Source organism: Vibrio rotiferianus, from assembly GCF_002214395.1.
In the GTDB taxonomy this organism is placed as follows: domain Bacteria; phylum Pseudomonadota; class Gammaproteobacteria; order Enterobacterales; family Vibrionaceae; genus Vibrio; species Vibrio rotiferianus.
The window spans coordinates 1,240,592-1,266,145 of sequence record NZ_CP018311.1; the positions used below are offsets into that span (position 1 = coordinate 1,240,592).

Sequence of the window (25,554 nt, forward strand, 5' to 3'; positions counted from 1 at the left end):
AGCAGGGCGGGGAAACCCTGCATTTAGTCTTACTTCATTAAAGCGTCGGTGATTTGGAATCCGTAAATCAGAATGAGACCGATGATGCCTGTTACTACTAGGTAGTAGAACGTTGGGATAACCGTCTTACGCAGCGTTGCACCTTCGCGTCCTAATAGGCCAACCGTTGCGGATGCAGCCACCACGTTGTGGATAGCAATCATATTGCCCGCAGCAGCACCCACCGCTTGCAATGCAACAACAACAGCACTTGAGATGGTGAGTGTCTGTGCCACTTCGAACTGGAATTGGCTGAACATCATGTTTGACACAGTATTAGAGCCAGCGATGAATGCACCAAGGGCACCAACAGTCGCACTCAACGCCGGGAATGCTGAGCCAACGAGTTCTGCCGCGAAGTTAGCCGTCGTTACAGGCATACTTGCTAGCTCTGCACCGTTGACACCTGAGTTAATAAAGATACGAACCATAGGGATGGTGAACACGAGTACGAAACCTGCGCCGATTAACGTCTTGCTCGACTCGCCAAACGCTTTCCCTAGTGATTTCGCACCACCGCCTTGCAGAAGAACGGCAAGCAGTGCAACGAAGACTAGGATGCCACCCGGAAGGTATAGAGGTTGAATTGCCGTGCTGATACCTGTCTCGCCAAGAATGTTGCTAAACGATAGGCTTACGCTCTTAAGTAGACCTTTAAACTCTGGGCTTACGCGGCTTGCCACTAGGATAACTGCTAGCATCACGTAAGGTGCCCAAGCTTTAGTTAGGCTCATTGGTTTGCCTGGGTTGTCATCAAGATTGATCTTGAGGGAGCCCAACCATTCTGCTGGCCATTTATCTTCGCTCTCGAAGTCCCATTTAGTTTTTGGTACTAGGAAGCCTTTTTTCGCTGCTGTGACTACAATTGCCAGACCAACTAGACCACCGATTAATGATGGGAACTCAGCTCCTAGGAACACGCCAGTAAGCGCGTAAGGAACGGTGAAGGCAATGCCTGCGAATAGTGCAAATGGCAGAATATCTAGACCTTCGCTCCAGCTTTTGTTTTTACCGAAGAAGCGAGTCAGCATCATTGCCATGAGTACAGGAATTAGAGTACCAACCGTTGCGTGAATCATTGCAACGCTTGAGGTGATTTGTTGCAGGTAGGCATCCCATGTTGAGCCATGAGCAACCAACGCTTCACCGATGTTGTGTGTATCTAGGCCTTTGTTCACACCTACGATGATTGGCGTACCAACCGCACCAAATGATACTGGCGTAGATTGGATCATCATGCCCATCAGTACCGCGGCAAGAGCAGGGAAGCCAATAGCGACCAATAGAGGAGCGGCGATAGCAGCAGGTGTACCGAAGCCAGATGCGCCTTCAATGAATGAACCAAAACACCAAGCGATGATGATGGCTTGCACGCGACGGTCGGCTGAAATATCAGTAAATCCATTGCGGATAGTGGTGATCGCGCCAGTGTGTTTTAAAGTGTTGAGCAAGAAGATGGCACCAAACACGATCCAAAGAACTGAGACAGTAATACCTAATCCTTGGAAGACAGATGCCAGTACGCGAGTAGCTGACATATCCCAAAACATTAGGGCGATAGCGACGGTTAAACCGAACGCAACAGGCATGGCTTTTTTAGCAGGCCAGTTGAGACCAACCAATAAAATGGCGGCGACAACAATTGGCGAAAACGCCACAAGGGCAAGTAGGGTTTCACTCATTGGTACATCCTCGTACGCTGACTTCTCGAACGGCTTTATGCTGTAGAGATGATTTTTTGTTGTAATGGTTTTGTTAATTTGGCGTGAATTTACCCCTTTATTTTTTATAGATATAGGGAAATAATGAAATTAATTTATTCCAAAAGTGACATAATCGATGCGTGCAGATGACCTAATCCTGTTCTCTCAGGTAGTTGAAATGGGCAGCTTTAGTAAGGTAGCTGAAGAAAATAACCTTACAAATTCGGTAGTTAGCAAGAGGATTGCTCGACTGGAAGAAGAAATTGGCGCTCAGCTATTATATAGAACTACGCGTAAATTGACCCTGACCGAAGCAGGAAAGGTTTTGTTACACAGTGCTAAAAATGTGAAGCAAGCCACTCAGGAGGCTATGGATGCAGTTTCAGGCTTTGGTGAGAATGTCAGTGGTCATATCAAAATGTCGGTGCCGACTATCTCAGGTGATTTGATCTTGGCGGACGCGGTTGCAGAGTTTTGTAATATGCATCCTGGTTTAACAGTAGATATGTCGCTTGATAACCGCTTTGTTGACTTGGTCGCTGGTGGATTTGACTTGGTGATTCGTACCGGCTATCTAGAAGATTCGAGCCTGATAGCGAGGCATATTCTGGACTCTCAGTGGGTGGTGTGTGCTTCTCCTTCCTATATTGCTAAACATGGCAAGCCCATTGAACCGATCGACCTGACGACGCACAACTGCTTGCAATACGCTTACCAAACCACAGGGGCAACCGACTGGCAGTTCAAAGGTAAAGATGGCGACTATATTGTAAAAGTCTCCGGTTGCTTCTCTACAGATAACGCAACGGCATTGCGAAAAGCAGCCTTGGGTGGGCATGGTATCGCTTACGTACCGCGTTGTTTGGTTTACCACGATATTCGCAGTGGTGAGCTGGTGGACATTTTCCCTGAGTTGGTCGGCAAAAAGCTCGGCATCTACGCGGTTTATCCTTTTACTCGTCAACCGCCGAACAAAGTGAAGCTTTTGATAGAACACATTCGAGAGCGATACCTCACTATCTCGCATTACTTTTAGTTGGTTCATAAATATAAGAAATGTTTCAATCTATTGGTTGAAATTCTATACCTGAGCCCTAAGGTAGATGATTGAGAATCAGTCTCAACAAAATAATAAAACAAAATACTCAACTTCAAACGGAGTAACACGGACGTTATGCATTACCCAAAAACTCGTAAAGATTCAGTCGTCGACACTTATTTTGGTCACGACATTGCAGACCCATATCGCTGGCTAGAAGACGATCTCAGCCAAGAAACCGCAGAGTGGGTTTCAGGGCAAAACTCAGTGACCTTCGATTACTTAGGTCAGATCCCTTTTCGCCAACAAATTCGCGATTTAGTAGCGAACAGTCAGAACTACGAAAAGTACTCTCAACCTTTTGTTCATGGTGAATACACTTACTTCTATAAAAATGATGGTTTACAGAACCAGAGCGTTTTATACCGTCGCAAAGGGGATGAAGAGGCGGAGATCTTCCTAGATCCAAATACCTTTTCAGAAGAAGGAACGACATCGCTTGGAGAAGTGAAGTTCTCTAAAGACGACACACTTGTGGCGTATTCCATTTCTGAAGGTGGCAGCGATTGGCGTAAGATCTTCGTCATTGATGTAGAAACTAAAGAGCAGCTTGAACCTGAAATTGTCGATGCTAAGTTCACCACTATTTCTTGGCTTGGTAACAAAGGCTTTTACTACGCTAGCTATGACAAACCAAAGGGTAGTGAGCTTTCGGCTCGTACTGAGCAGCACAAGCTTTACTACCATGAGTTAGGTACACCACAATCTCAAGACAAAGTGGTCTTTGGTGCGTTGGAGTCACAAAAGCACCGTTATGTAGGGGGAGTGACCACCAAAGACGATCGTTTCTTGATTGTCACAGGTGCGGAATCTACATCAGGAAACCGACTGTTTTATGTGGATCTCACTTCGGAAGAACAGGCAGTTATCACGCTTCGAGATACAACCGATGGTGATACGTATTTGATTGATAACCAAGATGATACCTTGATTTTCTACACTAACTTAGATGCGCCTAACGGTAAGGTGGTTGGTTACCACACCCAAAGTCAACAATGGGAAGAAATCATTGCCGAGCAGGAACAGCCACTGGATATCAGCAAAGGTGGTGGTTACTTGTTTGCGACTTACATGGTCGACGTTTTGTCTAAAGTTCAGCAGTTTACTTATCAAGGTGAGTTAGTACGTGAAGTTACTCTACCTGACCAAGGTACCGTATATGGCTTGCAGGGCAAAGCAGAAGATAAGACGCTTTATTACACCTTTACTAACTACGTGACACCACCAACCATCTTCTCTTTTGATGTAGAAAGCGGTGAGTCAGTACTTTATAAAGAATCGAAAGCACCGTTCGACCGTAAAGAATACGAATCTCAACAAGTGTTCTACACCTCGAAAGACGGAACAAAGGTGCCGATGATCATCTCATATAAAAAAGGCACCAAACTGGATGACAGCTCGCCAACCATGCTTTATGGCTATGGTGGCTTTAATATCAGTTTGACTCCTATGTTCTCAGGAAATGTCGCAAACTGGTTAGAACTTGGTGGCATCTACGCAGTCGCTAACATGCGTGGCGGTGGTGAGTACGGTAAAGCTTGGCACAATGCGGGTACTCAGCAACAAAAGCAAAACGTATTTGATGACTTTATTGCAGCGGCGGAATACTTGATTGAGCACGACTACACTAGCTCAGAGCGTCTTGCGATTCGTGGCGGCTCAAATGGCGGCTTGTTGGTCGGTGCGTGTATGACTCAACGACCAGAGCTGTTTAAAGTGGCGATTCCTGCGGTTGGTGTATTGGATATGCTTCGCTACCACACTTTTACTTCTGGTGAGGGGTGGAAGTACGATTTTGGTACCTCTGAGCAAAGTGAGGCGATGTTTAAATACATCCTAGGCTATTCACCAGTGCACAACGTGAAAGAGGGCGTTTCATACCCAGCAACGCTTGTAACGACCGCAGACCACGATGACCGTGTTGTCCCTGCTCACTCATACAAGTTTATCGCAGAGCTGCAAGACAAGCATCAGGGAGACAATCCTGTGCTGATTCGTATTGACGTGAACGCAGGTCATGGTGCGGGTATGCCATTGAGCAAACAAATCGACCTTACTACCGATGTTTATGCGTTTGCATTGCACAATATGGGAATTGAAAAGCTCGATATTTAATGGACGTTTACTGGTGCAAACCATCAAATTTAATGCACCAGAATGACAATAAAAAATGCCGCGATTTCTATCGCGGCATTTTTCATGGTTGGGGGAACTCAATTTGATTGTTAGGGTGACTAAGCCTAACTTTGAACCAACCAGTCTCGGCGGCCAAACCGAATGGCAGCTATACCATTTTCGGGACTGTGACGACTTGTCGTCACAATATAACTCTAGTTTATGTATATGAAACAGTGATAAATTTAAGCAGCATCATGTTGATTTTCATTGTTTTCAAGATCAAATGAGGCATCAATCAGCTTTCTTGTGTAATCACTCTTAGGATTATGGAAGATTTCTTCTGCTGTGCCTTGCTCCATCACTTCTCCCTTTTGCATCACGAGTACACGGTCAGAGAGCGCTTTTACTACAGAAAGATCATGACTGATAAACAGGTAGCCGATGTTGTGCTTCTTCTGTAGATCTTTTAGCAAATCAATCACCGTTAACTGAACAGAGCGGTCCAGTGCCGATGTTGGTTCATCAAGCAGAATGAAAGAAGGCTCTAGGATCAGCGCGCGCGCTATGGCGATACGCTGACGCTGACCACCAGAAAACTCATGCGGGTAGCGATTAATGGATGCAGGGTCGAGACGCACTTCACGAAGCACATCTCGAGCTTTTTGCATTCGTTCCGCTTTGCTCATTTGAGGTTGATGTACAGTGAGTCCCTCTGTGATGATCTCACCAACTGTCATACGTGGAGAAAGTGAACCATATGGGTCTTGGAAGACCATTTGTACATCTTTTTTCAGTGCAAAGCGTTCTTTATCAGTCAGAAGCGCTAGGTCTTGCCCTTTGAACTGGATTTTACCAGTTGACGGCAACAATCCGATCAATGCACGACCAAGCGTTGATTTGCCTGAACCAGACTCACCAACGATACCAAGCGTTTCACCTTGTTTTAACTCTAAGGAGATCCCTTTCACTGCTTCAAAGTATTCATTTTTGCTCGCAATAAAGTGAGGTTTTACAAGAAACTTAACACGAATGTCGTCTGCTCTGAGTAGCTCAGTTGCACCTTCTTCGATAGGGTCTTTATTGCCTTTCGGAATCGAGTTAATCAGCATCTTGGTGTAATCATGCTGAGGGTCAGAGAAGAGCGTTTCTGTGATGCCTTCTTCGACCACTTCACCTTTACACATCACTAATACTCGGTCAGCAAAGTGCTTCACGACACCTAAATCATGAGTAATGAAGAGAATTGCCATGCCCATTTTGGCTTGGATCTCTTTGATCAGGTAAAGCACTTCTGCTTGAACGGTCACGTCGAGCGCCGTAGTTGGCTCATCGGCGATAAGAATATCTGGCTCGTTAATCAATGCCATCGCAATCATGATGCGTTGCAGCTGACCGCCTGAGAACTCGTGTGGATACTTATCGTACGCTTGTTGGGGATTTGGTAGATGCACTAAATCAAACAGTTCGAGCACTCTAGCTTTAGCTTGTTTTTTAGTCACTGAGCGATGGCATATGATCGCCTCAGCTACCTGAATTCCAACGCGCATGTATGGATTAAGAGAAGTCATTGGCTCTTGGAAAATCATGCCAATGCGATCGCCACGAATGCTTTGCATCTGGCGCTCAGATTTATCCAGAATCGATTCACCTTCAAAAGTGATAGAGGAGTTGGAGTGCAAAATAGCGTTATCTGGTAGCAGCTTCATCAACGCATTGGTTGAAACCGACTTGCCTGAACCAGACTCGCCTACGATAGACAGTGTTTCACCAGCTTGTAGATCAAAGCTAACATTCTTTACTGCATCGACGATACCATCGTTTGTCGTAAAGCTGACAGACAGGTTGCTCACCGAAAGAATGGTTTGTGTGGACATCACGTTTCCTTGTGTATCGAGTTGTAATTACTTTTATTGCTGTCGAATTTTGTCGCGGCAGACTCCTATGCCGAGATGCTTAATTGTATAGTGGAATCACGCCTGATTCTGCTGCAGTCATGGCTTGCAAGTACAAGAACTGCTCATGGGCGCGAGTCACATTATCAAGTTCAATCATCCATTGCGCATTGCGTTGTGCAGAGCAAAACGCAGCCATATGAGCTAACAAATCTTCACTCTGCTTGCTAAGCAATTGGCTGACTCTACTGATTAGATCATGGCTTTCTAGCTGCAAGAACTGGAACAACGCATAAGATTGGTTAAGTGCTGAAAATGCTTCTTGTTGAAGTCCCAGTTTGTTGAGTATTTCTGATTGCGCAACGCTGGCGTCGCGCAAACCACTAATTAAGCATACGAACTGACACGGCTTGGTTTGTTCGTTTTCGAGTGCAGAATGAATATGGCTTGGTAAATGACTGAGCACATCTTCGTACAAGCGATGAGCTTCTGGCCAGTGGCCTTGCTCCATTAGCTGCTCTGCTTTTAAGTAGCGCATCCAGCATTGCTCAATATTCATCTTCGTCTCCACAAAATTCGATTTGAGTAGATATTAAATGAAATTAATTATCAATTGCAAGTGCGACTTGTTTTCATTTTGAAAGCGTATAACTGTTCGTAAAATGTCCAATTGAACTGCGGTGGAAGATAAATCACTTAAATTTAAACAAATTATCTCTACACTGAGGTAAAGACAATAAGAAAAAGGAGGCAAGTATGGCAGTACAAAGATTGGAACCTAAACAGCTGTATTCAGCAGCTGATTTGGAAAATATGCCATGTAAGTCGACCAAGGAATTACCTCCAATTGATGAGATCGTAGGCCAAGAACGCGCACAAAAAGCGGTTGAGTTTGCTATGTCAATCAAGGAGAAAGGGTACAATATTTACGCCATCGGTCAGAATGGCCTAGGTAAGCGCACGATGATTTTGCGTTATCTAAATCGTCATCAGCATGATGACGCAGCGCTGTTCGATTGGTGTTATGTCGCGAACTTTGAAGACACTCGCATACCGAAAGTGCTCAAATTGCCATGTGGTATTGGTAATAAGCTGAAAGCGGACATTGAAAAGTTGATGGGCAAATTACTTAACGCGTTGCCCCTCGCATTTGACAATGAGATGTACTACAGCCGTGCCGATCGCCTGAAGAACCAGTTGGCTAATAAACAGCAACTTGAGCTCGATAGCATTAGTAAAGAAGCAAAAGAAAAAGGCATTAGCTTAACTATCACCACTCAGGGTGACTATCAGTTTGTTGCGATGAACGGTGAAGAGTTACATACCGAAGAATCGTTCGACGAGCTGAGTAAAAAAGAACAAGAGTACTTTAGCAGCAGCATTGATGAGCTAGAAGTGAGTTTGCGTAATATGATACGTGAACTGACTGAGTGGGAAGAGACGTTTAGTGAAAAAATCAAGAAGCTGAACGATGACGTGACATTAGACGTGATCACCCACTTTATCAAACAGTTGAAAGTTGATTACGCTGATTATTCGGAAATCAAAACTTACTTAACCGATCTGCAAAAAGATATTGTTGAAAACGCCGACATTTTCCTTGAACAGAGTGGTGAGCAAGGTGAAATCGCAACGGCGTCGTTGGATAAAAAACTGCCACGTCGCTATAAAGTGAACGTACTGGTCAGCCGTAACAACACTGAATTTCCAATCGTTGTTGAAGAAAACCCTAACTACCATTCATTGTTTGGTTCAATTGAAACTGCGACCTTTAAAGGTACAGTGTTTACCGATTTTTCTTTGATTCGAGCTGGAAGCCTGCATAAGGCAAACGGTGGTGTGCTACTGATGGATGCACAGAAGGTGCTTGAGCAGCCTTATGTGTGGGATGGATTAAAACGAGCAATTCGTTCTCGCCAGCTAAGTTTCACCTCGCTAGAGAAGGAAGTTACATTAACGGGTGCAGTGTCGTTAGATCCAGAACCGATTCCTCTGGATATCAAGATCATTTTGTTCGGTGATTATCGTACTTATCAATTGCTGCAGCACTATGATCCGGAGTTTGGTGAGCTATTCCGAGTGACCGCTGACTTCGAAGACGAGATGAAACGCACACCGGATTCAGAGCTGCAATATGCTCGTTTTATTTCTAGTGTGGTAAACGATAACAACATGCTCCATTGCGATAAGAAAGCCATCGCACGTATTATCGAGTATAGCTCACGATTGTCTGGTGACCAAACCAAGCTTTCACTTCACTCTGCGAATATCGCCAACTTATTGCGAGAATCGAACTACGTTGCTCGCCAAGCGAACTCCAACATGATTCGCATCGGACACGTGGAAGAAGCGCTGAGCAATCAGGAAATGCGAGTGAGCCGCTTGCAAGATAGCGTGATGGAAACCTTCGTTAATGGAACGACCTTGATTCACACTGATGGCTCTGCCATCGGGCAAGTGAACGCTCTATCGGTGTTGAGTACCAGCGATCACATGTTTGGTGCGCCAAATCGAATCACAGCGACAACCTGTTACGGTGACGGTGATGTGATTGATATTGAGCGTAGTGTGGATCTGGGTGGCAGCATTCACTCGAAAGGGGTCATGATCCTATCGGCTTATTTGTCGTCTGTGTTTGGGAAGACGGCACGTGTTCCACTGACAACGACAATTACCTTTGAGCAGTCATATGGCGGCGTTGATGGTGATAGTGCAAGCATGGCTGAGTTCTGCGCTGTAGTATCGGCGTTCTCGAAGCAACCTAACCGTCAGGACATCGCTATCACAGGTTCGATGAACCAGTTCGGAGAAGCGCAGCCTATCGGTGGGGTCAATGAGAAGATCGAAGGCTTCTATGATGTGTGTGAAATCAAAGGTCGTCATGCTGGGCAAGGGGTGATCATCCCACGCTCGAATGTGCACAATTTGATGCTTCGTTCTGACATTGTGAAAGCAGTAGAGAAGGGAGACTTCCACATCTGGGCGATTGATCACGTCACTGAAGCAATCGAGCTATTTACAGGGAAAGCCGCTGGTGAGCCAACAGATGAAGGGTCATATCCAATTGATACGATATTCGGTTTGGCTCAAGCGAAACTGAACTCTCTACGAAAATAGCTGCATTAATTCCTATATCTTTTGAGATAAAGACATAATTTTTCATAAATAAAAATAACGACAATATTCCGACGGAATGTCGGAATATTGTCGCTAACTTTATGAAATTATGTGCCTTTTACCTAGACAAAATTGTGATCTACCTCTAATATTGGCGCGTTGTTTATTCATGTGGGAATAATCCCACAGGCATGGAAGCAAAGACCAATCTATCCGAGGCTAATCATGCAGTTTTCATTGAAAAATCTGTCAGTACGAACGCAGGTACTTGTCCCTGTACTCTTTACCGCATTCGCATTGTTTATTGCACTGTGGATCACAAAAAATAACCTTCAAGCTGAGCAAGAAGTTGTCGCTTCAAACTCAGATTCTCTTGTCTTTTATAAAGATACCCTTGCTCATATTGATGACCAAGTTTACCCATTGCGCATCAGTGCCGTTTACGCGATCTATGACGTTTCTCGTCGAGATGGCTTCTTAAATGAGTTAAAAGCAGGTATGAAAGAGATTGAGTCTGATCTAGACAAGATCGAAGCCCGCGAAACGTTCCGTAAAGAAGCCGTTCAGGTTCGTAAAGGGATTGAAGCTTATGTTGATTACTCAACTCGTGCTGTAGAGTTCTTTAATCGCCATGATCGCGGCCAAGTATCGGATAGCGAATACCGTAACTTTATCTCTCAATACCGCCGCGTAGGTAACGAGATGGTATCAACCATCAATGCGTTATCTCAACGCGTTAACGAAATTGCGACTGAAGCGACAGCAAGCAGCAACCGTGAGAACATTCGCGTTCAAAACAATGCGATGATCACTGTTCTATCAGTATTTGTATTCTCGCTTGTCGGTGCCTGGTTCTTGTCAGGAATGATCGTTACACCAATTCAAAAACTGCAAGAAGTGATGCGTAAGCTGGCAGGCGGTGACCTTTCAGTGCGTGCAGACGTTGACGGTGATAACGAGATTTCTCAGTTGAGCAAAGACGTAAACCAGACTGCTTCTCAACTGCACGATACGGTTGACCACTTGACTCGCATTAGTGAAGAGGTTGCGTCTGCTTCAACAGAACTAGCGGCAGTTATGACTCAAGCTGAAGCGAATGCTCAACAAGAACTAGCAGAAATCGAGCAGGTTGCTTCTGCTGTTAACGAGTTGGCAAGCACAGCAAATAACGTAAGCGATAATGCGACTTCAGCAGACGCGACAGCGCGTGAAGCGGATGGCTTAGCACAATCTGGCTTAGCAATCTTCCAAGAAAGCGCGCAAGCAAGTGAACAAATGTCGCAAGCACTAAACGACGCTGCACAAGTTGTAATGCGCTTGAAAGACCAGTCAGTACAAATCAACGATGTGATTGAAGTGATTCGTGGCGTTTCTGAGCAAACGAACCTGCTAGCACTAAACGCGGCGATTGAAGCAGCACGTGCTGGCGAATCTGGTCGCGGCTTTGCTGTTGTTGCGGATGAAGTGCGTATGCTTGCAGCTCGTACTCAGGATTCAACTCAAGAAATCTCATCGATTATCGAAGAGCTTCAAGCACAGTCGGGTCTGGCGAATGACAGCATGCAAGTTAGTCTAGAAATGCTGGCTCGAAACAATGAACTGACGCAACAAGCGAATGACGCACTTGTCGGTATTACTGAGTCGGTAGCAAACATTAATGACTCAAATACCCAAGTAGCGACAGCGGCTGAAGAACAGTCTCAAGTAACACAAGACATTAACCGTAATGTGGTGAATATGTCGGAGCTAGTAAACCAAAACGTTGCTGGTATTAGCCAGAGCGCAAGTGCAAGTACAGAGCTTTCTCATTTAGCTGAGAAGCAGAAAGAGCAACTAAGCTTCTTCAAACTGTAATAGCGGTTGTTGATAGCAACAATAAAAATCCCCGAGCATTGGCTTGGGGATTTTTTTTGAATCTAGGAAAATATACTCAAGCACCTCAATGTTATTTGGGCATAGCCATTTTCTTTCTTCTTGCTAGTGAGAGAATTTTGTTGTCGTGACGATAGTGGGATTTTGATAGTCGCTTGACGTACATTTCTATACGATGCCTGCCCTTTTTATAAAACAATATGCATTAGGGTCTGTTGACCTTTTGAGCTGATTTTTGCAGCAGTTTGTGGGTTCTTTATACAAGGAAGAGGCTTTGAAATGTAGTTACCCTACCTGATAAGCCGATAACGCAGTAGAAAGGAGCCACAAACGCTGCCCGAAGGGTTCGGCTAAAAGCGTTTTACTCTTTGTTGAGAGGATTTTGCTTAGAATAACTAGGCTACAAACCTCTCGCCGCGATTAAAACGCTTTTATCTCGAACAAAATTTAACCGCAAAAGGTCAACAGACCCTAATATTGAGGCGAAAATGCAGGCTTTATTAAAAAACTTGTCAGTTAGAATGCAAGTATTGCTGCCAGTTTTGGCAACCGCATTGGCAGTAATGGTTGCGCTAGGTATTGCTCGTAATGATTTACAAGCTGAATTAGAGAAGAGTACTCAAAATAGCGAGTCCGTGATTCATTACAAAGATCTTTTGGCAACGATAGATAATCAGGTTTACCCCCTTCGAATTAGTGGCATCTATGCCATGTATATCCCAGAACGTAGATCGGCATTTGTGTCTGAGCTCAAATCTATATCTAAAGACATCCATCAAGAGCTGAATCAAATTGCATCCAATCCAGCGTACCGCCAGCAAGCGATGGTAATGAAGAACAAAGTGGACGCTTACAATAAGCATGCACACGACGTGATCGATACGGTGTCGCGCTTTGAACAAGGGTTGTTATCCAATGCTGAGCGAGAAGCTGTAATCACTAATTATCGTCGAGCAGGCAATGACATGGTGGCAGTAATGAATGCCCTTTCAAAACGTGTCAATGAAGTTGCTGCTGAAAGTATGAAGCAGACAGAAGCCGAGAGCCAACGCGTACAGAGCAATGCGACAATGATTGTGTTGTCAGTATTCGCATTCTCGCTGTTATGCGCTTGGGTTCTGTCAGGAAAAATTGTCACACCGATCGTCAGCTTACAACGAGTTATGCGTGAGTTAGCTCAAGGGAATCTGAATGCTCGAGCAGAGTCTGATGGTAAAAATGAGTTGGCAATGTTGAGTAAAGATGTCAACCAAACTGCGGAACAATTGCGTAGCACTGTTGACCAGCTTATGCGGATTAGTGAAGAAGTTGCATCGGCCTCTACTGAGCTGGCAGCGGTGATGACTCAAGCAGAAGCCAATGCGCAGCAAGAGCTAATCGAGATAGAGCAAGTCGCCTCGGCTGTTAATGAATTGGCTAGCACAGCAGACAATGTTAGTAGCAATGCAACATCTGCTGATTCAACAGCTCGTGAAGCTGATGGGTTAGCAAAGTCAGGCCTTGCTGTGTTTAAAGAAAGTGCGCAAGCCAGTGAGCACATGTCACAAGTGCTAACAGATGCAGCCCAAGTTGTGCAGCGTCTACAATCGCAATCTGAGCATATCAGCAATGTGGTTGAGGTAATCCGAGGCGTTTCTGAGCAGACCAACCTACTGGCATTAAATGCGGCGATTGAAGCTGCACGCGCAGGGGAATCTGGACGTGGATTTGCTGTTGTGGCGGATGAAGTGCGTATGCTTGCTGCGCGCACTCAGAAATCAACGGAAGAGATTCAATCTATCATTGAAGAGCTTCAAGCGCAGTCTGGTTTGGCGAATGAAAGCATGCAAGTGAGTCTAGACATGCTTTCAAAAAACAATGAGCTTGCCCAACAAGCAAATCATGCACTTGTCGGTATTACGGAATCAGTAGCAGATATTAATGACTCGAATACTCAAGTCGCAACGGCTGCTGAGCAACAGTCACAAGTCACTCAAGACATTAACCGAAACGTGGTGAACATGTCTGAGCTGGTCAACCAAAATGTGGCAGGAATCAGCCAAAGTGCGGCCGCGAGTAGTGAGCTTTCCCTTTTGGCAGAGAAGCAAAAAGAGCAATTGAGTTTCTTTAAAATATAAAGAATAAGGCGCTATTGGCGCCTTATTTTTTATTGGTAGTTTGACACTATTTGAGCATAAGTTTTGTGCCGTTAAACTTCAGTTGCCCCAGCAGATTTTTGGCGTTGGCTTTACCAAAGTCGTCAAATTGAACGCCATAACGAGCATAATGAGTAGATTTTTGTAAATTACACACTTTTCCTTTCAACGGCGCGAGCATCGGACCTCGCTCACCCAGAACGATATTAAGAGAAACCATTTCACCAACTTGTATTTGTCTGCTCATAGGCGAGGTTATAAAACGGCAACCGCTCTTGGAAAGGTCTCGTATTTCACAATCAGTTTTATAGTCATTAAGATGCACTTTGGCTTGCAGGTTTACTTCATAACGGACTTCTTTGCGAAGTTGATACACCTGCATCGTGTTTGGCAAGGTCAAAACTAATACTGGAAATGGCTCTTCAAGACGGTGCTTTATTTGGGCTCTAAAAGGAATAATCGCACCTTCGCCTCGATGCGATAGTGCTTTCACGTTAACCCAGAAACCTTCTTGAAAATAGAACTTAAGGTCGTCATCAGAGATATTGGGGATTTCTATCAATGCACTATTGTTGGAATGACAACCAATAAAAAGGCTAGTAGTAATAAACTTAGTTCCTACTGGTGTGGTGACGTTTAATGTCACTTCACTACCATGTTCTACCATCCCCATAGCATCGGTACTATTTAATGTACTTGCCTGTCGCTGTTGTACAGACTTTTCATGAAGGGCTGCTCGATTGTCCCTTCCACTAGCCGTCGTATTTCTCATTATTATATTCGTCCCTAGGTGTAACGCGCTTCGGCAAGTTTTGCTACAAAGCCGAAACGTAGCAATAATTCTATGCAGTGATATAGTTTGAATCAATAAAACGTTTGCCAAAAATAGGGGGTAAAAGATGCATAAAGTGACACATGACACTGAAAATTCCATCTTTTGGGTTGATTTGGTGAAAGACCATAAAGCGAAAGTGGTTTATGAGCTTAAGGCTAAAGAGATGCATATTACGTCTACCTTGGTACCTGAAGTACTGCGAGGACAAGGTTATGGCAACGTAATGATGGAAGCGATATTGCCGAAAATAGAAGAATTAGGTTATCGCGTTGTGCCTGTTTGTCCTTATGTGATTAAATACATGGCAACGCATCCTCAATGGGCACACTTACTGGCTTAATGGAGTTAGTGATCAATCCTCTCTATCAAAACATCGGTGACGAATTAGAGCTAGGTCAGCTTGAACATGTCACTGTGATCCAATCGCTATGGGGTGGCTACGGTGAGTTAGTTAAACTGACTTTTCCTCAGCAAACTGTCGTAGTCAAACATGTCCAACTTCCTAAACCATCAGAGCATCCTCGAGGCTGGAACACCGATCGCTCACATCAACGTAAGTTGCATTCTTACCAAGTTGAAGTCAGTTGGTATCAAGATTTTAGCCAAGCAGTAGATGATCGCTGCCGGATCCCTCGAGGGCTTAAATGTTTTCAAAACGAAGCTGAGTGGTTGATTGTAATGGAGGACCTCTCTCAAGCGGGTTTTCCAAACGTAGTCAAGAAAGCAAGCAAAATTCAGATGCAAGCCTGCTTAGCATGGCTGGCTAACTTTCACGCTCGTTATGTTGGTCGCCGTCATGATGCGTTATGGCAAACGGGGACGTATTGGCATTTGGATACACGACCAGATGAACTCGCAGTACTGCAAGATGATAGGCTTAAGCGATATGCTGAGTTAATTGATCGCATTTTGCGTCAAGCTCAGTTTCAAACCTTGGTACATGGTGATGCTAAACTGGCAAACTTTTGTTTTAACGATGACGGTTTGGCGGTCGCTGCGGTAGATTTTCAGTACGTGGGTCATGGCTGTGCAATGAAAGATGTTGCTTTGTTTATGAGTAGCGCAGTAGAACCGAGCGAGTGTGCGGAGATGGAATCTTGGGTACTGGATACCTATTTTGCCGCACTAACGAATGCGCTGAATCACTATCAACCACAACTCGATGGTGAAGCCGTTGAGCAAGAATGGCGCCCGTTGTTTGCTGTTGCATGGGCGGATTTTCAGCGCTTTGTGAAAGGTTGGAGTCCTGGCCACTGGAAAATAAACCCTTATACCGAATCGTTAACGAAACGAGCGCTAGACTATTTGGACTTGAAGCAATAAAAAAACCTCCCGCTGGATTTCAATAGCGAATAAGAGGGAGGTTTGTTCTGGTGGATAGCGGTTAATTTTTCGGTTTTCTGATGCGGGCCATGCTGTAGGTGTTAATAAACTCACCGTCTCGGAAAGAGGCATCGATAAGCTCACCTTCAATCTCAAAGCCGTGTTTCTTATACAAGCCTATTGCAGCCTCGTTATCGGCATTCACTTCAAGATGTATGCGTCTTACATTCAACCAATTATCTGCTAACTCAATTACGGTACTGATCAGCGCGCTGCCGATGCCTAAGCCGTGGAAGTTGTCATGTACACCAATGCCAAATGAAGCAGTGTGCGAAGTTCTCGGGCGCTGTGAATGATGAAACCCAATATTACCCACTACCTTGCCATCGATTTCTGCGACATAGCTATACACACCGGCAGGTATGTTTGATAACCGATCGACCCACATTGCGAGAGATGGCTTAGGGAGCTGCAGGGTTTCACGTTGTGCTTTTGGTTGCGAATAAATTTCGACTAGCGCAGCGGCGTCTTCAACAGTGGTTGGACGGACGATAATTTCCATGCTTCTCTCCTTAGGTTTATTGGAATTAACTTCAATCTAACCAGAGAACGTTACTTTGAATAGCATTTTTTGCCTTTACTCTTCAAATGGCTTTTAAATTAGTATGTTATGAATCTCTAACTTTCATTTTTTATAGTGAATTATCATTGAAAACACTAATGAGAGTGATTTTTCGTTGAATTTTTGTACTAAGGAACTTCACCTTTATGGAGAATAATGGTGAATTTTGATTTCTAGAAATAAGGTCATTTTTATTAAAGTGTGAAGTTGGTATCTGCAACGAGTTGATTTTAATCAAGACAGGTTGGAGTTACCTCTTATGGGGTATGGGGAGCACGCCTTTTTAGCGCTATTTATGCTTAACTTATTTAAGAGCAATTAGAGCGTGTTTGAGGAAAACTATAATGAAATCCTCTCAGTCAAAAGTCTCGCAAGGTCGACGTCGATTCTTGCGTGACACTGCCCGAACTGCGGCTGGTGTTGGTGCAGCAGCGTGTGTTCTTGGATTGCAGTCATTGCAGAGCCAAGCCCGCGAAACCAAAGGTGTACCCATTCGTCCGCCAGGCGCGTTACCAGAAGGCGACTTCGAGTCCGCCTGTATTCGATGTGGCTTATGTGTCCAGGCATGTCCTTACGATACCTTAAAACTTGCCAGTTTATTATCCCCAGTCGCGACTGGTTCGCCTTACTTCACCGCTCGCGATATTCCATGCGAAATGTGCGAAGACATTCCTTGTGTCGTGGCGTGTCCTAGTGGCGCGTTGGATCATGATTTGACCGACATCGACGATGCGCGCATGGGAACGGCTGTTCTCATCGACCATGAGACGTGCCTTAACTGGCAAGGTTTGCGTTGTGATGTCTGTTACCGTGTTTGTCCGTTAATCGATGAAGCGATTACATTAGAATACATTAGAAATGACCGTACGGGTTATCACGCGAAACTGATCCCGACAGTAAACTCCGAAGTGTGTACTGGCTGTGGTAAGTGCGAGCAAGCTTGTGTGTTGGATGTCGCTGCCATCAAAGTGGTGCCGACTGATTTAGCAAAAGGTAAAGTCGGTAGCCATTACAACTTTGGCTGGCAAGAAATCGATAAGCCGTTAGAGAACGTGTTGCCAGAAGAGACCCCTGTTCCAAGTGGAGCGCTTGAGTCGCTTAAAGGAGGTCAATGATGGCCAAGAACTTAGCGCAAGATGCAGGCAAAGAAGCTATCGAGAAATTGGGCTGGTGGCGAGCGCATCGCTTCCTGATTCTGCGTCGTTTATGCCAGCTGATGATCATTGTGTTGTTTATGGCCGGGCCGACATGGGGCATTCTTCAAGGGAATTTGTCTTCCAGTATGTTGCTTAATACGGTGCCGCTGAGTGATCCTTTGATTGTCCTTCAATCGCTGGCCACAGGACATGTTCCTGAGTTTAACGCTTTGCTAGGTGTTGCGATTGTGTTGGTGTTTTACGCAATTCTTGCTCCTCGAGCCTTCTGTGCTTGGGTGTGTCCATTGAATATGGTGACTGATTTAGCGGCTTGGTTAAGGAGAAAACTCAACCTTAAAGCGAGCTACCGTTGGTCGCCAAATATCCGTTATTGGTTGATCCCTGCCTTGATGCTAGGTAGTGCGATTTCTGGATCGGTCCTGTGGACATGGTTAGATCCTGTTGCTGCTCTTCACCGTGGTTTAGTATTTGGAATGGGGGCGGGCTGGGTACTGATATTGCTCGTATTTGTATTGGACTTATTGTTGGTAGAGCATGGCTGGTGCGGTCACCTGTGCCCATTAGGTGCAACCTATGGTGTCATTGGCAGCAAGAGTTTATTGCGTGTCACCGCTGTTCGACGAGAAGACTGCACTAAATGCATGGACTGTTATTACGTTTGCCCTGAGCCAGACATTTTGCGTCAACCACTCAAAGAGGGGGATCGACGTGTAATGGACCAAACTTGTATGAGTTGCGGTCGTTGCATAGATGTTTGCCCTGAAAAAGTATTTGAATTCCACAACCGATTGAATGTGAAAAATATCGATTAAGGCATTGGTTTTTCTAGATAGCACTCAGCTTCTTCTTCTTCTTTGCTGATCAAATAAGTACGCTACAAATTGTTGCGTACTTTTTGCTCTTTAGCAGAGGTAATAATGATATTGCGAATTTGTTACATTTGGCAGTATGATGGCGACTTCATATTCTAAGGACTCGCCATGAACACGCCAACGAAAAACTGGAGAACGCCGCAAAACTTTCTTCTACTGATATCCATTATTGTTCCGATTGCTTTCTCTACTTGGATGGCGTTGCTTAATAACTTTGTTATTGAAAAAGCCAACTTTGATGGCGCAGATATCGGGCTGCTGCAAAGTGTTCGTGAGATTCCTGGGTTTCTGGCGTTTACAGTAGTGTTTGTATTGTTATTTATTAGAGAGCAGCGATTTATGTTGGTCTCACTTGCAATGCTGACACTGGGTACGGCAATCACAGGTTATTTCCCATCTTTGTTTGGACTTCTTTTTACTACCTTGTTGATGTCGACTGGCTTCCACTATTTCGAAACGTTAAAGCAATCTTTGTCTTTGCAATGGCTTTCCAAAGAAGAAGCGCCTGAGATGCTAGGAAAGTTTATCTCGGTAGGCGCGCTTGCTTCTTTGTTTACCTATGGTGCAATTTGGGTATTGCTAGAGCAATTGAAGTTAGATTTTAAAACCGTCTATCTGCTGGCTGGTGGTGTCGGTTTCGTCTTGATCATCGTCATGGCCTTTGCTTTCCCTGAATTCAAAACAGAAGTGCCTCAAAATAAAAAACTGGTTCTGCGTAAGCGCTACTGGCTTTATTACGCCCTAACTTTTATGAGTGGTGCTCGCCGCCAAATCTTTACGGTTTTTGCTGGTTTCTTGATGGTTGAGAAGTTTGGTTACTCGGCAGCAGATATTACGCTTCTCTTCTTAATCAACTACTTGTTCAACTTTCTATTTGCTAAGCGTATAGGCCGTTTTATCGGCGCTGTTGGAGAGCGCAAAGCTCTGATGTTTGAATACGTTGGTTTGATTTTTGTTTTCGTAGGTTACGGTTTAGTGCAAACGGCAGAGTGGGCCGCGGCATTATACGTGATTGATCACTTGTTCTTTGCTTTAGCACTCGCGATCAAAACATATTTCCAAAAGATTGCTGATCCTGCGGATATGGCCTCAACGGCGGGGGTTGCGTTTACCATTAACCACATTGCCGCGGTCGTGATTCCGGTAACCTTTGGCGTCATTTGGTTGGTTTCACCCTCGAGTGTGTTTTACATCGGGGCAGGTATGGCGGCGATAAGCTTACTGCTTTCTTTGAATATTCCTGTGAAGCCACAAGAGGGTAATGAGACTCGTGTTTTAAGGTGGAATTGATTCCTCGAACTTAAAATGTCGAACAGCGGATGTTGTTAGACCTACTTTCATTAAACTTGCGCCACTTATGATCAAATAAGTGGCGCTTTTTGTTAGTGAAAAGGTGGGTTAATTTTGCTGTGTCGATTCACTACATACTTGTTTTTGCACCGCGGGTGGCGCTGGTTCGTAGTGGCTGAGCGTCATGTTAAAGCTGCCTTCACCGCCAGTAATTGATCGTAGACGACGAGCGTAATCTTGTAACTCGTTCACTGGAGATTTCGCTCTTAGCATGGTGAAGTTAGCATCGATTGGTTCAGTCCCTTCAATCAGTCCACGATTGCCAGATAGGTCGCCGGAGACATCACCCACATTCGCAGTTGGAATGTGAAGCTCCATTTGAACAATCGGTTCGAGCACAATAGGATCTGCATTGTTGATCGCATCTAAGAAGGCTTTCTTACCGGCGATGACAAACGCGATTTCTTTTGAGTCGACCGAATGATACTTCCCATCGTAAACCGTGACTTCCACATCTTTGATTGGGTTACCAGAAATTGCTCCTTCTTCTAGTGCTTGAACAATGCCTTTTTCTACGGCTGGTATCAGTGCAGTCGGAATAGAGCCGCCCACTACTTTATTTATGAATTTAAAGCCTGAACCACGCTCAAGTGGACGCACCTTTAGTTGTACTTCGCCAAACTGTCCCGCGCCACCGCTTTGTTTTTTATGGCGGTAGTGACCTTCTGCTGGCTTGGTAATGGTCTCAAAATACTCAACGCTTGGTTGGCTGGTTTCGACTTCCAGTTTGTAGACTGCAGACATTTTCTCAAGCGCGACTTTTAGATGGAATTCACCCTGACCACTGATGATGGTTTCATTAGTGCGTGCGCGATGTTCGATTCGAAGAGAAGGATCTTCACTGGCGATTTTGTTCAGTACGTCACCGAGTTTTTGTTCGTCCCCACGTTTGACTGGTTTGAGGCATAGCGAGTACATCGAGTCCGGGAAGTTGAGGGTTTTGAGTTGTACGCCATCTTCTTCATGAGAGTCATGAACAATGGAGTCAAACTCTAGCTCATCGACTTTAGCCAGTACGCAGAAATCGCCAGCAAGTGCTCTTGGGATTTCCGTTCTATCTTTGCCTTGCAATTGGTAGAGATGACCGACTTTAAATGCTTTGTTGCTCTCACCAATGTAGAGCTGGCTGCCTGCGTTGATTTCGCCTTGGTAAACACGTAAATAGGCGAGCTTGCCCATGTAGGGGTCGACGCTTATTTTGTACACATGCGCCACACTGTGCTCTAGAGTTTCACAGTTTACTTTGACCTTCTTACCGTTTTTCTCAAGCAGTGGCGGGTTACCTTCATTTGGCATCGGCATGATTTCCGCTAGGGTTCTGAGCAGCAGTTCCACCCCGGCGCCTGTCTCGGAAGACACAAAGCAGATTGGGATCACGTGCCCGGTTCTTAATGCTTCTTCAAATGGATCATGCAGCTGCTCTGGTGTCAGTTCGGAACCCTGTTCGAGATACAGTTCCATCAACTCTTCATCGACTTCGATGACTTGGTCAATCAAGGTTTCATGAGCTTCATCGACTTGAGAAAGTAAGGTTTCGCGCTCGATTTCTGGCTCAAAGTAGCAATCTACAACCGATTGACCATCGGCAGCAGGTAAGTTGATCGGTAAGCAGTTATCGCCGAAATGCTCGATGATGTTTTCCATCACAGCCTCGAGTTGGTTACCGTGATTGTCGAGCTTGTTAATGATGATCATCTGGCACTTTTGCTGCTCTTTGGCAAAGGCGAATAAACGGTCAGAAGTTTGGTTGATGGGCATTTGTGGGTCGATGATCAGCGCTGAAGTTTCAACGGCAGGGAACACGCTGAGCGTGCGTCCGAGCAGTTCACTCTGTCCGGGAGTGTCGATGATATTGAGGCGGTGTTTGTTCCAGCTGAGGGTGACTGGAGTGGCTTCGATGCTGTGTTGATATTGGATGGATTGTTGGTCGAAATCGGTGACGGTATCGCCTTTTTCCACACAACCTAAATGGCTGGTGGCTTGGCAGGTGTAGAGCAGTTTTTCTATCAGAGTGGTTTTGCCGGTACCCGTTTGACCGACAAAAGCGACGTTGCGGATCTTATTGATAGGCATAGAGCCTCCTTGCAAATGACTTGCGAAACCGAACATGTCTTTGTAGACATCAACGATTCCAAAGCAAACCTGATATCAGGCCATGAACTGCATTGGAGTAGGGCGGGTTTACCGCCTTTTCGTCTTCCATGTCATTTTTCGGATGACTCTATACATACAACCACCACCTTGCTGAAATAAGATAAGGGGTTACTACAACACTAGCATGCCGTAATAGCAGTATAATTTATGTGACTTATTTCATGCTGGAAGTGATTGTTTTTTAATCTGGATCATGAAATGGGGAATGCGATGATCGCCTACTCATTAGAGAATAATTTTACCCTGTTCATAAACCAGAGCTGAGTCGACGTCTTGACCAAGTAAGACTGGGCCGTCTAAGTCGACCACTTTCGATTGTGCCGCTATGGGTAGCGCTGCACGCATTGCTAATGAAGTGCCTAGCATGCAGCCAGACATCAAGGTAAAGCCAAGGCGTTTCGCCTCTTCTGCAAGCAGCAGGGCTTCAGTCAAGCCTCCGGTTTTGTCGAGCTTGATGTTGACCATTTCGTATTTACCCACTAACTCATGCAATTGCTGACGTGTATGACAACTTTCGTCAGCACAAAGTGGAATAGGATGCAAAATGTCTTTCAGCTTGTCATCGTCACTCGAGGGCAAAGGTTGCTCAATCATTGCAATATTCAGTGGCTCTAGCGCAGCAAAAGTGGCGCCTAAGTCGAGATCTTGCCACGCTTCGTTTGCATCCAGCACTATCATCGCCTCGCCAGCTGCTTCGCGAACAGCGCGCACACGCTCAATCACTTGTTCGCCATCAAGCTTTACTTTAAGCAATTTAGCGCCCTGTTCGATGTAACTGCGGGTCTGGTTTGCCATCGCCTCTGGTGTGTTAATCGACACGGTCATCGCCGTGACAATCGACGTCGGTAACTCAAACAATTCTTGAGCATGTTGCTTGCCAGCTAGCTTGGCCTGTAAGTTCCACATCGCGCAGTCGAGTGCATTACGCGCAGCGCCACCAGGGAGAAGGGTTTGCAGCTTTTCTCTTAGGGAGGCAATGTTAATGCCCCCTTGGGTAAACAGAGCTTGTAGCTCATTAGCCGTTTGAGAAATGGCTTTGAGAACCGATTCCACTGACTCGCCGTAACGTGGGTATGGCGTACATTCACCTTGGGCACTGATGCCACTCTGCTCTATGGTCACTCTCACCACATTACATTCTGTTCGACTGCCACGGGAGATACGGAAAGGTGTCGCCATCGCAATGGTGACGGGCTCTACATGAATTTTCATTGCGTCTACAACCCTTAAATCGCAATAATCTGTTGAGCAATTTGCTCGACGCCAAAACGGACAGGATCGGTCACTGGCACTTGGTATTTCTCAGCCCAGTCGCGGCAAAGCTGGGCGGCACCACCTTCATCGATTGCCGAGGTATTCAAGCAGATCCCAACAAGTTGTGCGTTAGGGTTAGTTAAACGTGCTGCTTGCAAATTTGCCTCGATGGTTTGCTCAATCGTTGGCAATTTAGCGTGAGGAAGGTTGCGAATATGTGGGCGCCCGATCTCGTGACACAATACCAAAGCGTCTGCTTGTGCGCCGTGAAGCAAACCTAAACTCACCCCCGCAAAAGAGGGATTAAACAGCGAACCTTGTCCTTCAATGATGTCCCATTCGTGGTCAGTAAACTCAGGGCTGATAGTTTCAGCCGCGCCAGAGATAAAGTCCGCGACGACCGCATCAATGGAAATACCGCTGCCAGCGACTAAGATGCCAGTTTGACCTGTGGCTTTGAATTCGGCTCTACAGCCAGATTGTTGCAGTGCTTTCTCGATCGCGAGGGCTGAGAACATCTTGCCAACCGAGCAGTCAGTACCCACAGTAAGCAGGCGTTTACCCGAGCGTGCATTTCCATTGCCCACTTTAAGTGGCTCATCATAATGGCGTACATCGTGTAACTTGGTTAAGCCACGTTGCTGCAAGTCATTCAAAGGTGCAAGTTCCGAAAGACGTTGGTGCATACCCGAGGCAATTTCAAACCCCATTTCCGCCGCTTCCAGTAACGTCGCCTGCCATGATTCAGGAATTACACCACCAGGGTTTGCGGTACCGATGACAAGCGTTTTTGCGCCTTGCTGCTGAGCCTGTTGCAGCGTCATGTCAGTTAAACCTAAGGAAACAGTTTCTGATGTTAGACGGAGCTGGCCTAAACAAATCTCTGGGCGCCATTGATGAATACCACGCGCGGTTTTTGCCGCGAGTGGATCGGTGACGTCGCCAAGAAAAAGTAGGTAAGGTTGAGCGATTTGCATGATGGTTCCCTTATTCATTCGATACGTTTTCAGACAATGTAGTCAGTTTGAAGAGGGAAGCCGAATGCCTATTTGTTGTACGCCTATAACTTGAAGTTATAGGTGAGCATGAGTGCTAACTTACTGATTCACATGCTGCTTTAGCGACGCTATAAACAGCTTGGTAGAAATGGATTGCGGCGTGTGTTCAGCAAACATGATAGAGATAGAAAATGACAGCGCTGGAGAAAGTGAGCGCACGCTTACTGATGTATCATTTTGATATTGTTTTGCTGTCCATGGATCGACGATCGCAAAGCCGGAGTGGTGCTTGACGAGTTCAGCGGCAGCGGCGTAACTGCGTACTGTGATCTCATGGTGATAATGTTCATTACGTGCAGAGAGTGTTTGATGAAGCAATAAACCAAGCGGGTCACGACTGTCCAAGCCGATGATCGGCAATTCGTGCTGAATCAAATCATCAAACGAAATCGTGTCGTCATTCGAGTTGAGCGCCTCTTTTGGCGCAATCAGGACAAGTTGCTGCTTGAGTAAAACTTCACTTAAAATCGCGGGTGGGGCTTCTTCACCAAAGGCAATAGCCACATCGAGCTCGTGCTTAAGTAAGCCAGAACACAGCTCATCACGGTTTGCAGTTAACAGTTCAAATGAGATGCCTTGCTGCTTAGACAGTTTCGCAACCGTTGGAACAAGCAACTGGGAAGCCAATACTGGCGGAGCTCCGACTCTCAAGTGCTGAGAGCCTTGTTTCACCTTGTTGGTGAGAGAGCGAAATTGCCCAAGCTGTTGATAGACTTTCTCTGCTTCTGGAAGCAGAGCTTTGGCTTCTTGGGTTGGTACTAAGCGGCCTTTGATGCGCTCAAATAGGGCGAAGCTAAGTTGCTGTTCCGTATGAGCAAGTACCCGAGTGACATTGGGTTGCGAGACATGCAGTAGACGTGCGGCACCAGAAACAGTTCCGGTTTGCATGATTGCGTAAAAGACTTCCAACTGCCTTAAATTCACTGCGGTTTCCTTCGCTGTTTGAGATTGAGG

General features: G+C 45.5%; 19 protein-coding genes. 10 read left to right on the top strand and 9 right to left on the bottom strand.

Going from position 1 to position 25,554, the window contains the following annotated elements; translation table 11 throughout:
* Nucleotides 1-29: 29 nt before the first annotated feature.
* Entirely contained in the window at nt 30-1,721 is a 1,692-nt protein-coding gene (locus BSZ04_RS05875) for an L-lactate permease (RefSeq protein ID WP_045457497.1), read from the bottom strand.
* Between the two features lie 157 nt (nt 1,722-1,878).
* Here BSZ04_RS05875 and BSZ04_RS05880 point away from each other — a divergent pair, with 157 nt between their 5' ends.
* Both BSZ04_RS05880 and BSZ04_RS05885 read left to right on the top strand, forming a co-directional pair.
* Nucleotides 1,879-2,778 carry a LysR family transcriptional regulator gene (locus tag BSZ04_RS05880; protein ID WP_010450976.1) on the top strand — a complete coding sequence of 300 codons (900 nt, stop codon included), beginning with the start codon at nt 1,879-1,881 and terminating at the stop codon, nt 2,776-2,778.
* A 138-nt stretch (nt 2,779-2,916) separates the two neighbouring features.
* Nucleotides 2,917-4,956, top strand: a complete 2,040-nt coding sequence (locus BSZ04_RS05885; RefSeq protein WP_088879830.1) for a prolyl oligopeptidase family serine peptidase — start codon at nt 2,917-2,919, stop codon at nt 4,954-4,956.
* A gap of 245 nt (nt 4,957-5,201) precedes the next feature.
* Here the strand turns inward: BSZ04_RS05885 and BSZ04_RS05890 are convergent, their stop codons facing one another.
* Entirely contained in the window at nt 5,202-6,833 is a 1,632-nt protein-coding gene (locus BSZ04_RS05890) for an ABC transporter ATP-binding protein (protein ID WP_071234170.1), read from the bottom strand.
* Between the two features lie 79 nt (nt 6,834-6,912).
* A complete protein-coding gene (locus tag BSZ04_RS05895; RefSeq protein ID WP_088879831.1) occupies nt 6,913-7,410 on the bottom strand; it encodes a hypothetical protein in 498 nt (165 codons plus the stop codon).
* Nucleotides 7,411-7,607: 197 nt separating this feature from the next.
* On the opposite strand from BSZ04_RS05895, the gene BSZ04_RS05900 reads away from it, so the two are divergent.
* The 3 genes from BSZ04_RS05900 (at nt 7,608) to BSZ04_RS05915 (ending at nt 13,957) form a co-directional block, all read left to right on the top strand.
* Nucleotides 7,608-9,968, top strand: a complete 2,361-nt coding sequence (locus BSZ04_RS05900) for a Lon protease family protein (protein WP_010450984.1) — start codon at nt 7,608-7,610, stop codon at nt 9,966-9,968.
* Nucleotides 9,969-10,193: 225 nt separating this feature from the next.
* On the top strand, nt 10,194-11,822 hold the full coding sequence (locus tag BSZ04_RS05905; protein WP_045391040.1) for a methyl-accepting chemotaxis protein: 1,629 nt from the start codon (nt 10,194-10,196) through the stop codon (nt 11,820-11,822).
* 506 nt (nt 11,823-12,328) lie between these two features.
* Nucleotides 12,329-13,957, top strand: a complete 1,629-nt coding sequence (locus BSZ04_RS05915) for a methyl-accepting chemotaxis protein (protein WP_088879832.1) — start codon at nt 12,329-12,331, stop codon at nt 13,955-13,957.
* A 46-nt stretch (nt 13,958-14,003) separates the two neighbouring features.
* On the opposite strand, the gene BSZ04_RS05920 is transcribed toward BSZ04_RS05915, so the two are convergent.
* Nucleotides 14,004-14,747 carry a flagellar brake protein gene (locus tag BSZ04_RS05920; RefSeq protein WP_038887458.1) on the bottom strand — a complete coding sequence of 248 codons (744 nt, stop codon included), beginning with the start codon at nt 14,745-14,747 and terminating at the stop codon, nt 14,004-14,006.
* Nucleotides 14,748-14,874: 127 nt separating this feature from the next.
* Here BSZ04_RS05920 and BSZ04_RS05925 point away from each other — a divergent pair, with 127 nt between their 5' ends.
* Both BSZ04_RS05925 and BSZ04_RS05930 read left to right on the top strand, forming a co-directional pair.
* The gene (locus tag BSZ04_RS05925) at nt 14,875-15,150 is read left to right on the top strand and encodes a GNAT family N-acetyltransferase (protein ID WP_038887457.1); all 276 of its coding nucleotides are present in this window, start codon (nt 14,875-14,877) and stop codon (nt 15,148-15,150) included.
* Nucleotides 15,150-16,133 carry a phosphotransferase gene (locus BSZ04_RS05930; RefSeq protein WP_088879833.1) on the top strand — a complete coding sequence of 328 codons (984 nt, stop codon included), beginning with the start codon at nt 15,150-15,152 and terminating at the stop codon, nt 16,131-16,133. Before BSZ04_RS05925 ends, BSZ04_RS05930 begins: the two co-directional genes overlap by 1 nt.
* Nucleotides 16,134-16,194: 61 nt before the next feature.
* Here the strand turns inward: BSZ04_RS05930 and BSZ04_RS05935 are convergent, their stop codons facing one another.
* Entirely contained in the window at nt 16,195-16,695 is a 501-nt protein-coding gene (locus BSZ04_RS05935; protein WP_010451010.1) for a GNAT family N-acetyltransferase, read from the bottom strand.
* Nucleotides 16,696-17,099: 404 nt separating this feature from the next.
* On the opposite strand from BSZ04_RS05935, the gene napG reads away from it, so the two are divergent.
* The 3 genes from napG (at nt 17,100) to BSZ04_RS05950 (ending at nt 20,074) form a co-directional block, all read left to right on the top strand.
* Nucleotides 17,100-17,870, top strand: a complete 771-nt coding sequence (gene napG / locus BSZ04_RS05940) for a ferredoxin-type protein NapG (protein ID WP_088879834.1) — start codon at nt 17,100-17,102, stop codon at nt 17,868-17,870.
* Nucleotides 17,870-18,724, top strand: coding sequence for a quinol dehydrogenase ferredoxin subunit NapH (gene napH / locus BSZ04_RS05945; protein ID WP_038887451.1), 855 nt, complete (start codon nt 17,870-17,872; stop codon nt 18,722-18,724). The genes napG and napH overlap by 1 nt, the downstream gene beginning before the upstream one ends.
* A 168-nt stretch (nt 18,725-18,892) precedes the next feature.
* Nucleotides 18,893-20,074 carry an MFS transporter gene (locus BSZ04_RS05950; protein ID WP_088879835.1) on the top strand — a complete coding sequence of 394 codons (1,182 nt, stop codon included), beginning with the start codon at nt 18,893-18,895 and terminating at the stop codon, nt 20,072-20,074.
* A 108-nt stretch (nt 20,075-20,182) separates the two neighbouring features.
* On the opposite strand, the gene fusA is transcribed toward BSZ04_RS05950, so the two are convergent.
* The 4 genes from fusA to BSZ04_RS05975 all read right to left on the bottom strand — a co-directional run bounded on the left by fusA (nt 20,183) and on the right by BSZ04_RS05975 (nt 25,524).
* Complete coding sequence (gene fusA, locus BSZ04_RS05955; RefSeq protein WP_088879836.1) at nt 20,183-22,207, bottom strand: elongation factor G; 2,025 nt, start codon at nt 22,205-22,207, stop codon at nt 20,183-20,185.
* A 306-nt stretch (nt 22,208-22,513) separates the two neighbouring features.
* Nucleotides 22,514-23,500, bottom strand: a complete 987-nt coding sequence (dgcA, locus tag BSZ04_RS05965) for an N-acetyl-D-Glu racemase DgcA (RefSeq protein WP_088879837.1) — start codon at nt 23,498-23,500, stop codon at nt 22,514-22,516.
* Between the two features lie 14 nt (nt 23,501-23,514).
* Nucleotides 23,515-24,519, bottom strand: coding sequence for an N-acetyltransferase DgcN (gene dgcN, locus BSZ04_RS05970; RefSeq protein ID WP_088879838.1), 1,005 nt, complete (start codon nt 24,517-24,519; stop codon nt 23,515-23,517).
* Between the two features lie 120 nt (nt 24,520-24,639).
* Nucleotides 24,640-25,524 (bottom strand): LysR family transcriptional regulator, encoded by an 885-nt coding sequence (locus tag BSZ04_RS05975; RefSeq protein ID WP_088879839.1) that lies wholly within the window; start codon nt 25,522-25,524, stop codon nt 24,640-24,642.
* Between the last annotated feature and the right edge of the window lie 30 nt (nt 25,525-25,554).